The organism is Mycoplasma enhydrae, from assembly GCF_017116825.1.
Taxonomy (GTDB): Bacteria; Bacillota_I; Bacilli_A; order Mycoplasmatales; family Metamycoplasmataceae; genus Metamycoplasma; species Metamycoplasma enhydrae.
The window spans coordinates 54,717-67,659 of the sequence record NZ_JAFIRD010000003.1 but is presented as its reverse complement, the minus strand read 5'-3'; the positions used below and the strand labels follow the sequence as shown (position 1 = coordinate 67,659).

The following is a 12,943-nucleotide window of genomic DNA, read 5'->3' as shown; positions in this document are numbered from 1 at the left end:
ACATATCAATTTTAGCACATTTTTAATTAGAGTGCTATTTTTTTAAATCATTGTATTTTAATATTGCTATTCGATTTTTTTTGCTAATATCTTTTTTAATTATTATATTAGGAAAATTGTTAATTAATCAGTCTTTTGAATACTCATCAATCTCAAAAATCAAGTAGCCATTTTCATTTAGAAAATCACTTGCCAGCTCTGTTATTTTTTTATAGAAAAATAAACCGTTATCTTTGGCATACAATGCTTTTTTAGGTTCCCATTTTAATGATTTTGCAAATTTGTGGTTTTTATTTAAATAAGGAGGATTGGAAATTATTAGATCATATCTTTCATTAAGATTAGTAAATAAATTACTTCTAATTGTTTTACAATTATTCAAATTATTTATTTTTATATTTAATTTTGTTTGCTTGATAGCTTGTTTTGATATATCTGATAATGTTACATTACATCCAATGTTTTTAGCTATTGCAAGACCTATAAAACCACTTCCACAGCATAGATCCAAAACACTAGAGTTTATGTTTATGTAGTTATAAGATTCAATAATTAATTCTTCAGTTTCATATCTTGGTATTAGCACATTATATCTAATGTCAATATGGACATTTTGCATTGTCTGATAGCCAATTATTTTTTGCACAGGATAATCTTTTTTCAATAATTTCAGTTCTTTTTTAGAAATAAAAAGAGGCTGCTCATACCTTCTTTTTTCTTGTAGCAATACCTCTTTTTCAATCATTATAAACCTGCCTCTTGAATTTTTTTAGCTTTTTCATCAGCGATTAAAGCTTCGGTAATTTTATCAAGTTCACCTTCCATAATTATTTTAAGTGAAGTAGAAAAACCTATACGATGATCGGTAACACGATCCTGAGGGTAGTTATAAGTTCTAATTTTTTCGCTTCTATCTCCAGTGCCGGCCATTTTTCTAAGTCCGCTTTCTTCTTCCTCTCTTTTTTGAATTTCAATTTCATATAATCTACTTTTTAAAACTTTAAGAGCAGTTTCACGATTTTGGATTTGACTTCTTTCATCTTGAGAAGTAACAACAATTCCTGTTGGTTTGTGAGTTATTCTAACTGCTGAATCAGTGGTATTTACGGATTGCCCACCGGCACCTGAAGATCTAAATACATCAACTTCAATATCTTCTGGTTTTATTACAATATTAACATCATCATCAACTTCAGGTAGAACAGTAACAGTAGCAGTTGAAGTATGAACACGACCTTGTGTTTCTGTTTGTGGTACACGTTGTACTCTATGAACTCCACGTTCAAATTTCATTTTTGAAAAAACTTTTTCGCCTTTGATACTAAAAACAATTTGACTATAACCACCAGCAGACCCATAAGTGTAATCAATTACTTTAATTTTGAAATCTTTGTTTTCACAATATTTTTGATACATCTTAAAAAGATCTCCAGAAAATATATTAGCTTCATCGCCACCAGCTGCCCCTCTAATTTCTACAATAACATCACGTTTGTCGTTTTCATCAACTGGTAATAATAATTCTTTAATTTTCTCTTCCCAATCATTCATTTTTTGGATTTGATTATCAAGGTCATTTTTAGCCAATTCAATTAATTCATGATCTTTTTCATTTGCTAATATATCTTTCGAAAGTAAATGTAATTCTTCGATTTCTAAATACTGCTTAAAAGCATTGTAAATATCTTCAAGCGAAGATTTTTCTTTAGAAATTTTTGTATATTGTTTTATATCATTATATATTTCTGGGTCGTTTAATTTCTTTTCTAATTCCCGATATTGTTTTGATATCGAAATTAGTGATTCTCGCATTGTTTTTTCCATGTATATAAGTATATTTTAATTCCCAAAAAAATATAAAAAATAATGTAATTTTTAATATAATATTAAACATGCCGTCATAGCTCAGGGGCAGAGCACTTCCATGGTAAGGAAGGGGTCGCTGGTTCAATTCCAGTTGACGGCACCATTTATTTTACAAATACCAAACTTAGCTAGCCTAAGTTTTTTATTTTGCTTAATTATTGCAATAAAAATAAAGAACAGAAATACTGCTCTTTATGATCAAAATGATATGGCACGGGTAGCAAGACTCGAACTCACAACACACGGGGTTGAAGCCCGTTGTTCTACCATTGAACTATACCCGTACAATGATACGTTAAGTATTTTACCTTATTTTTTTTCATTATTTTGTTTTTGGTCAATTATCTTAACAATATCATCTAGAGTTTTTAGTTTAATTAATTCTTCATCGCTAATTTCTATTTTTAGCTTTGTTTCTAGATCAGAAATTAAAATTACCAAGTCTAAACTATCAATTCCTAGTTCCTTGATATTTGTGTTTAAATCAAAATTATTTTTGGTGTATTTTTTAATTTCTTTAAATAATATATCTTTTGAATTCATAGAATATATTATAACTTATTTGTATTAATCTTATAAGTCACTACACTTTTTTCTTTTTGATTATTTCATTTGAATGTAATTAATAAATTTTGGTCATCTAATTGTTTATAAGCATATTTTACTACACCGTCACTAACAAGCATTCTGTTAAGAACATCTTTAATTATATAAACAATCATATCTTCATCGATTCATGCTTGTCCATTGCGGTAATTTAGTTTATCATAATAATCACTACTTTGTATTTGTGGAAATATTTTTTTTCAATCTACATCTTTAGCGTTTAATTCATTATTTTCTTCTTTATTATTAGTATCTTTGTCATTTTCTTCTAATTCATTTTTTTCATTTTGAGATTTATTGATATCTTTAGATTCATTTGATTTTTTATCAAGTGTTTTTTTATTGGCTTTTTGTTGCATAATTGCAAAAGCTGAAGTAGCTGCAATTGAAGCTGATAAAATTACACCAACACTTGACCATATGAGTATTTTTTTAGTTCTTTCCTTCATTATTTATTACCCATTCTTTCTATTTCTTCTAAACTATTGGCCGATTTTATAATGTTTGAGAAATTTTTATATTTAATTGTGTGTCATTTTTCATCTGTCAATCATCCCTTAATGGATTTAGTGTTCATTTTTATTAGTCCTTCATTAAGACCAAAAAATGGCTTTATGATGTTTTGAATATATATTAATTTAAAGTTTTTAAGATTTTTACCAATATCAAAGCTTAATGTATAGCCAAAATCACCTTTTAAATTAAGTGGTATTAATATACCTTGTCTTGCTTTTGAGCTATTATTTTGAATAATGACTGAATTTGTGTATTTATCATAACGAGAATATGAATCAATCATTACTGTCATTTTGCCAAAATCCTTAACGTGTAGTTTTGTTTCATATTTAGCTTTTTCATTATCAATCAAAACTAATGGCGCAACTTTGAAGTCATATATATCTGAATTATTTAGTTCTTCTATTGAATTATCACTGGTATTTGTTTTATAAATTTTGATATCAAAAATTTCATCATTATGTTTACCCTGAATCAATTTTTTAGGACTAAATTCAATGTTTACATATTTAGTGTTGACATCATGATATACAACATGACCATTAATGCGATCTGGCAATGTATTTATTTCGATTTCATTTAAAAATCTAACGACAGCTTTTTCATTGGTTACAATTTCATTAGGCTTTTTATTGGCTTTAATTCAATAAGTAAATCTTTTTGTTTGATATCATCGACCATTAACCAAGTAATGTATTTCAAAATTTATATTATTTATATCTTCAAAATCCATTTTTTTGCTAGCGTTAGCATTATTATAAGTGAGTTCTATTTTTCCAGTTTTTTCATTAAAAGCTGGTTTTAGTTCAATGCTAGCATTATTTAAAAAAGCATCAATTTTAATTCTTTGAATTTCACTAAGATTATTAATGTGTTCGAATGTGATAATAAAATTATCATCCTTAATAATGCGTCGAATTTTTAAATTGGTTACTTCATTAACGGTGAGTCAATTGTCTAAATAATTTTTTCTTTTGGAAGTTATTAAAAACTCTTCCCCTCAATTTTTAATAACTTCAGATTTTTTGTTTTCATTGTAATTTTGATTAAGTGAAATGTACATAATCAATAAATAGGTTAACTAAATAATTTAGTTTCTTGTAATATGAATTTTTAGATCAATTATCTAGATATCAATATGGGTTAGGTTCTTTGTGAATAAAGTTTTCATAAAAAATTTTTCTATAATCCTCATCAAGAGAATCAATAAAGTAATCTAATTTTGATTTATGTTTATTGTTTTCCTTAAATAAAAATTTAGAGTTCTTAAGTCTATCAATTAAACAGTATTTAGCAATAAAATCTTTTTTTCTTTGCAAGCACATGTTTTTTAAAATCATTATTTTTTGTTCATTCATTTTTCCTCCCAATTCTTATTTAATATAAAAAATAAGAGAAATGAATTTTAATGGTACTAATTTGAGGACAATATTTATATATAAATATTAGTTTTTTAAAAGTTTTAGCGCAGTAGCATTTTTTTTGTATAAAATAAAACTAAAAAACGCTAAATTATCTATAAAATTTAATTATTAGGAATTTAGAATTATGGAAGAAAAACTAAAAGTTCAAAAAATAATTTCAGATTATGGTTATTGTTCAAGAAGAGAGGCTGAAAAACTTATTATAGAATCGAGAGTGTTAGTTAATGGTGCTCTAGCTTCTATAGGCCAAAGAGTTAGCTTAGATGATGAAATTAGAATTGATAATAAAGTAATCAGTAATAAAACTTCGAAATTTTATATTTTGCTTAATAAACCACAAAACACTATTTGCACACTTAAAGATCCTCAAGGCAGAAAAACAATTTATGAATGAATTAATATAAATAAATATTGCTATTCTATAGGACGCCTAGATTACAATACAACAGGAGTTATAATAATAACTAATGATGGTGATTTTGCTAATATATTAGCTCATCCTTCTTCAGAAATTGAACGTGAATACATTGTTACGCTTGAAAAGCCCTTATCTGACAAAGAATTAAATTATTTAAATTCAAATTTTGTAAAACTAAATGGTGTTTTTTCAAAACAGAAAGTTACAAAAATCAAGGATTTAGTTTATTCAATTAAATTAAATGAAGGTAGAAATCATCATGTTAAAAATCTATTTTTATTGGTAAATAATTATGTAAAAAAATTACATCGTAAAAGATATGGTATTTTAGATGATACAAACCTTAAAATTGGCGAATTTAGAGAAATTAAATCTAGTGAAATAGAACAGTTTAAAAAAGAGACTAAAAAAATTAGGCAACCCTAATTTTTTTTGCTTATTATACTTTTAATAGTTTTATCAACTAAATTAAAATCAGATTTTAATTTGTTATTTGAATTATTAATATTTAAATTAAATCTAGCGTATTTCATTCAACCTTCGCCAATATCTTTGCTAAAAGTAATGGCGAATTTTTTATTATATGAAAGTTTATCTAAATTTTCTTCATTAGAAATAGAAATTAAATTTAGATTATTTTTTTCAGCAATTTTATGAGCTAATTTCATATCTGAACCCTTAGCTAATAATGTAAATTCTGAATTATTTTTTAGTACATAATATGCACCTGAAATAAAGCTTTGTTTTGAAGTGTTTTCACAAATTCAACTACTTGCAAAATTACTAATAATCACGACTGGCCCGCTGGCTTTATTTAAATAATATTCAATGGCACCTAATAGTTCATATAAATTAGATGGATATAATATTGTTAGTCTTTCGATTGAATTTAGAATACTAATTTGTTCTTCAGGTTGATATGAAACTTTTGAACTCTTAGCACTATTTATATCATTATCTAGTAAATATAAAATTTTTAGATTGTCATCAACAGCTTTTCTAATTCCACTAATAAATAAATCAGCTTGAAGAAGGTTATTTATAATAAATGGCTTGAAATTAGAATGCAACCTAATTGCGTTTGCAATTAAAGCTGCTGCCATTCTTTTAGGTCCATATAATAAACTTCTTCCTTCTTGATTATTATTAGCAAAAACACCATTTGAAGATTTTATTTTAAAAAGAGTTTTTAGAGTTGAAGATAAGGCAAATGTATTTTTATACTTATCAAAGATATTATTCATTATTGTAAACAAGTTTGTATCGATGTCACAACCACTTGAAAGAAAATTGTCATTTATATTTTCTTTAAGCTCTTCATTTAAAAAATTAAGTAACTGATCTGAGGGAGTTCATTTTTTAAAAATATTGTTATTTCTTTTTTTAACTTTAGCATACGAAGAAACAACTTCTGAATAAACATCAAAAAAATCATTTTTCTTAAAGTTTAATGTTTCTTTAAATTCATCAATTTCTTCAAAACTTAAAATTTTGTTTTTAACTGAGAAGTTTTCAAGAATATTTAAATTCAGTTCTCCCAAAGTTGTTTTAATTTCAATAAAATTAGGTTTCTTAGATTTTTTAGCATCACCAATAGCGCTTGAAATTGATTTATAATTAGCTCCTTTAATTCGATGAAATTTAAAACCTAATGCTTCATATTTTTTTCTAATATCAACATTACTTTTTTTGTTTTCTTCCGAATCACTTAATAATGAGTTTGAATCATATAAAACAATTAGTTTATTTAAATTAAGATTACCAGCTAATTCAAGCGCTTCATAAGCTAAGCCTGTTTCTAAATCCTTACTTGATACAAATACATATGTATAATGAGATATTTCTTTAAAACTAGCTGATAAATTAGCTTCTGCAATTGCAAAACCTACTGCTTCAGCAATACCTTGACCCGCACAACCTGAAGAAACTTCGATTCCCAAAGCATTATTCTTTTTTAAGTGATGAGCTAATTTACAAGAAGGTTTATTTATATTTTGTAATTCTTCTTTGGTAATTAGACCCAATAAATATAAAACTGAATAATATGTAGGAATAGCATTTGCATCACTTAAAACAAATCTATCTCTATTTATTCATTGAGGATTTTCAAAATCAAATTTGTAATGAAATGCAAATAAAGTATGAAAAATCTTGGCAGCACTTATATTAATAGGAATATTTCCAACTTTTGCATTAGCAATTTGAGCCAGGGCATTAATTTTAATATTGTCTATTGCTATTTCATTTATTTTTTTAGTTCTAAACATTTTGAACACCTTCAAAAACTAAGTTAATGTTTGTTGGTTTAACATTAATTAGCGAATATATTCTTTGTTCAATCATAAATATTAATTGTTTTGTTTGAAACGAAAGAACATTATCTTTTTTTAATTTGTAATTTATAAAAATTTCAACATTATTTTTTGAAGCATTAACAACAATTTGAGGAGCAGATGTTAATATAATATTATTTCTACTTTCAAACACTTGCTCAATTGTTTTTTTAATTGTTTTAATTTCAACCTTAAAGTCAAAATTCATTTTTGTATTAACTAATATACAATCACTCATATTAAGCTCTTCCTACGTATTTTCCTGTTTCTGTTGATATTGAAATCATTTCACCTTCTTTAATAAATAAAGGTGTTTCTAGTACATATCCTGTTTCTACAGTGACTTTCTTTTGGGCTGCTTGAGCTGTGTTACCCCTAACTGCATCTGGAGCTTCTGTAACCAATAATGAAACATTAGCAGGTAATTCGATATCTAACACTTCTGCTTCATATTTTCTAACAACAACTTTCATACCTTCTTTTAAAAAGTTAAGTTCTCATTCAATACTTGCCAAAGGAACTTCAGTTTGTTCAAAAGTTTCCTGGTCCATTAAAACAATAGCCTCTCCTGAATTATATAAATAGTCCATAGCTATTTTATCAATCATTGCTTTTTCAACTTTATCTCCACCAGTAAAAGATTTAATAGTAGTTGAACCTGTTCTTAAATCTTTAGCTTTAACTTTAACGTTAGCTTGTCCTCTTCCTTGTTTAGAATGTTGTGCTTCTAAAACCACATAAATATTACCCTCTAGTTTAAAAGTAACACCAGATTTTAAATCATTTACATTAATCATGTTGTAATTCCTCTCTTTAAAGTTTTTAATTTTTAAATTATAAAAAATTATAAATAAAATAAATATTATTTATTCATTTAATAAAAATATAAAATTATAAGTATGCATAAGTGGTCAAATATAAAACTAAATGATGAAGAAAAATCTTTTTACAATAAATTAATTGTAAAAATTCAAAAGTGAATAATCAAAAAACTAAAAGAAGCAAATAGCATTGGTGTTGTTATAGGCGTTTCAGGTGGTGTAGATAGCGCTGCACTTTCTATCATTGCTAAAAGAATATTGGGTTCGAAAGCATTTTTATACTATTTAGAAACTGATGTTGATAATGAAACAAGGAAACATGTTTTTGAATTAAATAACATAGTTAAGGACATTCAATTTATTAATTTAAAAGAAGAATTTGAATTACTCTCAAAGAAAATAGAAGTAAAAAATGATTATGTTAAAGCGAACTTAAAATCTAGATTATTTATGAGTGTTTTGTATGCCAAAGCACAAGAAAATAACTCTTTGGTTTTAGGAACTGATAATTATGATGAATACTATTTGGGTTATTTTACAAAATGAGGTGATGGAGGCTGCGATTTATTGCCTTTTGCTAATTTATTAAAGAGTGATATTTACAAAATGGCTCATTTGTTAAGTGTTCCAGGTGAAATAATCAAAAAACAACCTAGTGCTAATTTAGTTAACACTAAATCAGATGAAGAAGAATTAGGTTTTAGTTATGAAGAATTTGAAAAATATCTCACAAATGAGACACTAGTTTCAAAACAAAAAGCTTTAAAAATTAGGAATATACATCTAAAAACTGCACACAAAAGAAATTCAATTCCAAAAGGACCTAAAAAATAGCACTATTTGTTATGCAAAATAGGGCATTTTTTATAAGTTTTTTACTTTTCAGTCGTCATAATATAAATCTTCTTGTTCGGTAGTTAAATTTATATTATTGACATGTAACTTAATTAAAGCATCTCTAGAATTAAATAATCTTTTAGTAAAAGAATCTTGATATTCTATGTATTTAAAATCATCAATTAAATTTTGTTTAACTAAGAAATCCATTTTGAATGCACCTTCATGTACTAATGGTAGATGATAACCATACATATCAGAATTATTTGCTGTTATAAACTCTTTCTTTTCTTTATTTCAAATAATAGGGTTATTAATGTAATATTCAATCTTTTGTTTATATTTATTAATTCTAGTAAATGAACTATAAAGTTTATACTGTTTAGTACTTAATGAATCTTTAATGTTTAGTGTATCTGCAAATTCAAAAAAATAACGTCTATCTGGCTTGAAGTATTTATTTGGACTACTTAATTCAATTTCTTGTTCAAATACCTTATGTAATGGTTCATTTTGTTTTAAAGTATTAAATTTTAGACGATAATTTAATCTGTTAATATAAGCTGTATTATTTCTTAAAGGATTTGAAGTGGAAACCGAAGATCTTCTAACATTTAAATTAATAGATTCCATAAAATTCAAACCTATATTTTTATCTCTTACATTTAAATATGTAAAATTTTTCTTTTCTGTCTTAATATCAAATAATATTTTAAATGCGAAATGTCAAATTCTTTCTCTTTGCCAATGACTATAAAATTGAAATTCTAAACTTTTTAAATCACTAAAATCAATATTTGTTCCATTTTCATATTTATCAAATTGAAATCTAGTAAGTCCACCATCATCTTCTAATTTTTCAACTTTAATTTTTTTATCATTCAATAAAACCCTTTTTGTTTTTGGTAAGTGATAAAGATGCTTAGGCATTCTTACATGAAAAACTCACCTATTGCTTTGCAGTTCTCTTAAAATGTTTATATCCACACTTGAAGAACCAAGTTTACTATTGTCAACTATTTTACGCCTAAAATATATAGGCTCAATTTTAATTGCTACATCTTCCTTATATGTTTCAAATTTTTTATTATCAATTTTTGAAACTTGTTGAATATCATTGTATAAAAACATTTTACCTCCTAACAGTCTTTATGACCTAATAAAAGTACACCAGAAAGAGGATTAAAATATGTTTTTAAAGCACTAAAAAAATCGTTATTTATATATAAATAAAATAATTTAAAGTCCCATTAATTAATAAGACATTTTTATTTGTAAAACAAAATCAAAACTATTTACATGACAATGTAAATATTTGATTATTTAATTCAGTTTTAGATGTTATTTATTCAAAAAAACACCACTTGAGGATTTTTTCAATGAATTTAATTTTTCTATAAAAAGTTGATTTTGAAATATTAAAAGTTTTTCAAGAAATATTACTTAAATTTCTTTTAAATATAATAGTTAATAAAATTGATTTATCGATAGATTGTAAATTGTTGATTGCATTTAATAATAGTGTTTTATAGTTTTTATCAATAATCTCTTTTTGCTTTTTTAGGTCTTTAAAGTTTGACATTTTTATTGAAAATTCTTTTTCTAATTCACTGTTGTTATTTCTTAAGTCTTTAGCTTTAATTTGCTGATCCGTTAAGTTTTTAGGTCTATTACCAAGACATCCTTGTAAGACCGAGCTAACAAAAGGTCTTAGAGATATTAATTCTTTATACTTTCTACTAGCCATATTTTTTTCCTCTTTTTCATTTTATGAATATTTCTAGACAAAAAAGATTTTATGAGACTTTGAAAGTAGTTTATATATTAATATATAAACAATTAGTTATTGTTTCATTAAAATTAAAAAATTGCTAAAAAAAGCAGCCTTAAAAAAGGCCACTATTATCTATAGATATTTATCTGGGTGCAATTTTTTCATTTTTTTAATAAATTCTTCTTTGTCTAATGAACCATATTTATTCATGAGTTCAACACATTCATTGTATTCTTTAAGGGCTCACTCGATACCTTCAAATCCTGTAACATCAGTAATATTAGGGCCTTTAAAGAACTTATAATTTTTAAAGAATATTTCAATTGATTTTAATCACATTTTGTCAATATCATCAAGACTTTTAATATGTTCTAAACAATAATCATCAGCATGAACAGCAATTAATTTGGTATCAGTTTCTCCAGAATCAATCATTTTCATTGCACCTATTATTCTCGCTTCTACTAATGTTCCAGGCATAAATTGTTCAGGTGAATAAACCAAGACGTCTAATTCATCACCATCTCAATCTAATGCTTCTGATAAATATCCATAGTTAGCAGGGTATTTAAAACCCCCTCTTAATATTCTATCTACTTTAATTTTTCCTGTTTTTCTATCATATTCATATTTAATACTAGAATTCATAGGAATTTCAATGTTTACTAATATATTTTTCATATTTTAATTTTACCAATTTTTATTTTTTCTCAATAATTTCATCAGTTTTTCATTTTCTTAATCACGATATTTTTTGTTGTCTTATAGTTAATTTTGGAGGAAGAGAAAATGACAATTTATTTATATGGAAAAATCGTACACGTTAATACAAATTACCTTATTTTAGATCACAATGGAACAGGAGAATTAATTTATACACCCAAAATTGAAAGATTTAAGAGTGGAGAAAATAAAAAAATATTTATTTCTCAAATAGTTAATGAATATTCAAAAGTTACATATGGCTTTGAGAGTTTTAAAGAAATGGTGGTTTTTGAAGATTTAATTAGTTTACAAGGTTTAGGACCTAAAACAGCTATTTCAATATTAAATGTAGGTTGAGAAAATGTTATTCATTATGTTGCTAATGAGAATAGAGAAGCATTAACTCAAATATCATATGTTTCTAATCGAATTGCTAATGCAATCATCTTAACTTTTAAAGATAAATACATCAAATTTATTGCTAAAATGCCAGAAGAAGATTTGGCTAAATTTAACAATAAAACTAAGCAAAATTCTCATTTAAAAGAATTTGAAGAGACAATGAAAATGTTAGGTTTTAAGAGTAGTCAAATTAAATTGGCTTTAGATAATATGGAATTAAGTTCTGACATTGAAGAATCAGTTGAAAATGCTATAAAAATTATTAGCCAAAAACAAAATGAAGCAAGAGTATAGAGTTAAGAGCTTTGAAGATTTTATTGGTCAAAATAAAATTACATCAACTTTAAAAATAATGATAAATTCTTCAATGGTTCAAAACAAAGCAATTGATCATATTTTGTTTTATGGACCTCCAGGATTGGGCAAAACGACTTTAGCTCAAATAATTGCTAATGAAACCAAAGCTAAAATTGTTTATGTACAAGGGCCATTAATTCAAAAAAGAAGCGATATACTAACAATATTTTCATCATTACAAGAAAATGACATTTTATTTATTGATGAAATTCATGGCATTAACAAAAACGTTGAAGAATTGTTGTATTCAGCAATCGAAGATTATGTAATTGATTTACCAATTGGTGTTGAAGGTGATACTAAAATAATGCGCCTGAATTTAAAAAGGTTTTCATTAATAGGAGCGACCACTAAATATAATTTAATTTCAAATCCACTAAAGGATAGATTTGGTTATATTGGTAAACTACAATCATATACAATTGATGATATTAAAACAATTATTAAAAATTCAGCAAAAAGAAATGATATTGCTATCAATTCAGAAGCAATATGTCTAATAGCTAAAAATTGCAGATTTACACCTAGAATAGCTAATAATTTATTAAAAAGAGTGCATGATTTTGCGATTTTTAATAATGCTGTTGAAATTAATGAAAATATTGTTAATCAAACATTTAATTATCTTGAAGTTTATCCGGGAGGTCTAAATGTTCCTCAAATTGAGTATTTAAATGCTTTAAAAAAAGTTTTTAATAAAAAAAGTGCTTCATTAGACGCTTTAAGTTCAATAATTAAAGATGATAGAATGACAATTGTTAATGAATTAGAACCCTCTTTGTTAGTAAAAAAATTTATCGAAAAAAGTCCTAGAGGAAGAAAAATAACTGAAGCAGGTTTAAATTATTTAAATGGTCTTGAAGATAAAAAAAGTTTCTAAAAAC

General features: G+C 25.3%; 16 protein-coding genes and 2 tRNA genes. 5 read left to right on the top strand and 13 right to left on the bottom strand.

Annotated features, from left to right (window positions below; translation table 4 throughout):
- Positions 1-34: 34 nt before the first annotated feature.
- Both JXZ91_RS01795 and prfA read right to left on the bottom strand, forming a co-directional pair.
- Entirely contained in the window at positions 35-745 is a 711-nt protein-coding gene (locus tag JXZ91_RS01795) for a peptide chain release factor N(5)-glutamine methyltransferase (RefSeq protein ID WP_205851311.1), read from the bottom strand.
- Positions 745-1,824, bottom strand: coding sequence for a peptide chain release factor 1 (gene prfA, locus JXZ91_RS01790; RefSeq protein WP_205851310.1), 1,080 nt, complete (start codon positions 1,822-1,824; stop codon positions 745-747). The genes JXZ91_RS01795 and prfA overlap by 1 nt, the downstream gene beginning before the upstream one ends.
- Positions 1,825-1,894: 70 nt before the next feature.
- On the opposite strand from prfA, the gene JXZ91_RS01785 reads away from it, so the two are divergent.
- Positions 1,895-1,969: transfer RNA gene (locus JXZ91_RS01785), tRNA-Thr, on the top strand.
- A gap of 106 nt (positions 1,970-2,075) precedes the next feature.
- Here the strand turns inward: JXZ91_RS01785 and JXZ91_RS01780 are convergent.
- The 5 genes from JXZ91_RS01780 to JXZ91_RS01760 form a co-directional block, all read right to left on the bottom strand.
- Positions 2,076-2,150: transfer RNA gene (locus JXZ91_RS01780), tRNA-Trp, on the bottom strand.
- A gap of 25 nt (positions 2,151-2,175) precedes the next feature.
- The gene (locus JXZ91_RS01775) at positions 2,176-2,409 is read right to left on the bottom strand and encodes an acyl carrier protein (protein ID WP_205851309.1); all 234 of its coding nucleotides are present in this window, start codon (positions 2,407-2,409) and stop codon (positions 2,176-2,178) included.
- Between the two features lie 8 nt (positions 2,410-2,417).
- A complete protein-coding gene (locus JXZ91_RS01770) occupies positions 2,418-2,921 on the bottom strand; it encodes an MHO_1590 family protein (RefSeq protein WP_205851308.1) in 504 nt (167 codons plus the stop codon).
- Positions 2,921-4,051 (bottom strand): MHO_1580 family protein, encoded by a 1,131-nt coding sequence (locus JXZ91_RS01765; protein ID WP_205851307.1) that lies wholly within the window; start codon positions 4,049-4,051, stop codon positions 2,921-2,923. The genes JXZ91_RS01770 and JXZ91_RS01765 overlap by 1 nt, the downstream gene beginning before the upstream one ends.
- Positions 4,035-4,346 carry a hypothetical protein gene (locus tag JXZ91_RS01760; protein WP_205851306.1) on the bottom strand — a complete coding sequence of 104 codons (312 nt, stop codon included), beginning with the start codon at positions 4,344-4,346 and terminating at the stop codon, positions 4,035-4,037. Before JXZ91_RS01760 ends, JXZ91_RS01765 begins: the two co-directional genes overlap by 17 nt.
- A 190-nt stretch (positions 4,347-4,536) precedes the next feature.
- Here JXZ91_RS01760 and JXZ91_RS01755 point away from each other — a divergent pair, with 190 nt between their 5' ends.
- Positions 4,537-5,256, top strand: a complete 720-nt coding sequence (locus tag JXZ91_RS01755) for a pseudouridine synthase (protein ID WP_205851305.1) — start codon at positions 4,537-4,539, stop codon at positions 5,254-5,256.
- Here the strand turns inward: JXZ91_RS01755 and JXZ91_RS03670 are convergent.
- Genes JXZ91_RS03670 through efp form a run of 3 tightly spaced genes read right to left on the bottom strand, consistent with a single transcriptional unit; the run spans position 5,253 to position 7,960 of the window.
- On the bottom strand, positions 5,253-7,097 hold the full coding sequence (locus JXZ91_RS03670) for a thiamine pyrophosphate-binding protein (RefSeq protein WP_205851304.1): 1,845 nt from the start codon (positions 7,095-7,097) through the stop codon (positions 5,253-5,255). The two genes, JXZ91_RS01755 and JXZ91_RS03670, sit on opposite strands and share 4 nt — an antisense overlap.
- Positions 7,090-7,401 carry an MMB_0454 family protein gene (locus JXZ91_RS01745; protein WP_205851303.1) on the bottom strand — a complete coding sequence of 104 codons (312 nt, stop codon included), beginning with the start codon at positions 7,399-7,401 and terminating at the stop codon, positions 7,090-7,092. The genes JXZ91_RS03670 and JXZ91_RS01745 overlap by 8 nt, the downstream gene beginning before the upstream one ends.
- Position 7,402: 1 nt before the next feature.
- Positions 7,403-7,960, bottom strand: coding sequence for an elongation factor P (efp, locus tag JXZ91_RS01740; RefSeq protein ID WP_205851302.1), 558 nt, complete (start codon positions 7,958-7,960; stop codon positions 7,403-7,405).
- A gap of 102 nt (positions 7,961-8,062) precedes the next feature.
- On the opposite strand from efp, the gene nadE reads away from it, so the two are divergent.
- Positions 8,063-8,818 (top strand): NAD(+) synthase, encoded by a 756-nt coding sequence (nadE, locus tag JXZ91_RS01735; RefSeq protein WP_205851301.1) that lies wholly within the window; start codon positions 8,063-8,065, stop codon positions 8,816-8,818.
- A gap of 30 nt (positions 8,819-8,848) precedes the next feature.
- Here the strand turns inward: nadE and JXZ91_RS01730 are convergent, their stop codons facing one another.
- From JXZ91_RS01730 to JXZ91_RS01720, 3 genes are all read right to left on the bottom strand, one after another.
- Entirely contained in the window at positions 8,849-9,952 is a 1,104-nt protein-coding gene (locus tag JXZ91_RS01730; RefSeq protein WP_205851300.1) for an MHO_1580 family protein, read from the bottom strand.
- 214 nt (positions 9,953-10,166) lie between these two features.
- Positions 10,167-10,568, bottom strand: coding sequence for a hypothetical protein (locus JXZ91_RS01725; protein WP_205851299.1), 402 nt, complete (start codon positions 10,566-10,568; stop codon positions 10,167-10,169).
- 159 nt (positions 10,569-10,727) lie between these two features.
- Positions 10,728-11,276, bottom strand: coding sequence for an inorganic diphosphatase (locus JXZ91_RS01720; RefSeq protein WP_205851298.1), 549 nt, complete (start codon positions 11,274-11,276; stop codon positions 10,728-10,730).
- Between the two features lie 108 nt (positions 11,277-11,384).
- Here JXZ91_RS01720 and ruvA point away from each other — a divergent pair, with 108 nt between their 5' ends.
- Complete coding sequence (gene ruvA / locus JXZ91_RS01715) at positions 11,385-11,996, top strand: Holliday junction branch migration protein RuvA (RefSeq protein ID WP_205851297.1); 612 nt, start codon at positions 11,385-11,387, stop codon at positions 11,994-11,996.
- Positions 11,980-12,939: a Holliday junction branch migration DNA helicase RuvB gene (ruvB, locus tag JXZ91_RS01710; protein WP_205851296.1), complete on the top strand. Its 960-nt coding sequence runs from the start codon at positions 11,980-11,982 to the stop codon at positions 12,937-12,939. The genes ruvA and ruvB overlap by 17 nt, the downstream gene beginning before the upstream one ends.
- Positions 12,940-12,943 lie beyond the last annotated feature (4 nt).